This window comes from Kitasatospora indigofera (assembly GCF_014655955.1).
Classification (GTDB): Bacteria; Actinomycetota; Actinomycetes; order Streptomycetales; family Streptomycetaceae; genus Kitasatospora; species Kitasatospora indigofera.
Window position 1 is genome coordinate 1 of the sequence record NZ_BNBO01000165.1, and the last position, 895, is coordinate 895.

The 895-nt window shown below is 69.7% G+C and carries 1 protein-coding gene; it reads right to left on the reverse strand.

All coding sequences use genetic code 11. The annotated features are described in order from the left end of the window. Nucleotides 1–345 precede the first annotated feature (345 nt). The coding region (locus IE329_RS39970; protein ID WP_308438446.1) for a pirin family protein at nucleotides 346–895 on the reverse strand (550 nt) is incomplete at its 5' end.

The following is an 895-nucleotide window of genomic DNA, read 5'->3' on the forward strand; positions in this document are numbered from 1 at the left end:
AGGACCTCAGGAATCGGGCCGACGCTCTGGAGGCGGGCTGATCACGGTCTGAGCCGGAGTCGGATCGACGCGACGGTGACGGTGCCGCGGAAGACGCAGGCGCGCTGGTCATCGGCGCCGCCCGGACATCCGATGACCCGTCGGCAAAGTCAGCAAAAGGTCAGCATCGATCCTGCCAGACCCTGTCGTACATGCCCGCACAGGAGAAGGCCGGTAAGGCTGCGCAATGAGTCGGCCCGCATGATCCGCAGACCATCGGGGCTCCTCGCACACTCCTCGGAGCGGAAGTTCCAGGGGTGGTTTCGTGCGGGCAGAGCAGGCCCGCACGAAGGGTGAACCCACAGCTCAGCGCGCCCGACCCCGTGGTTTCAGGGGAACGGCGGGCATCTGGGGAGCAGTCAGCCGGTCGCCGTCGTAGCCGTGCACCTCGCCGAAGCGGGGGCCTGACATCCAGTCCTCGCGGGCCTGGGTGATCTCCTCACCGGACCGGCCGATGAAGTTCCACCACATCACGATCTTCTCCTCGAAAGGCTCCCCGCCGAGGAGCAGGACCGCGCTGTCCGTCCTTGCCAGCAGGGGGAGTTCGGCGCGGCCGCAGCCGAGGTAGAGGACCGAGCCGGGTTCGACCCGGACGCCGTCCACGTCGACGCTGCCGGTCATCGCGAGGACCGCGTACTCGAAGTCGCGTTCCAGCGGCAGGCGCAGCTCGGCACCCTCGGTGAGGGTGAGGTCGGCTCCGACCAGGGGGGTGTGGGCGGTTCCGGGTGAGGTGGCGCCGTCCAGGGTGCCCAGGATCACGGTGCTGCGGAGGCCGGCGGCGGTGACGGTGGGCAGCTCGGTGTGGTGCTCGAAGGCGGGGTCGGTGTGCCGGTGGGCGTCGGGCAGGGCGACCCAG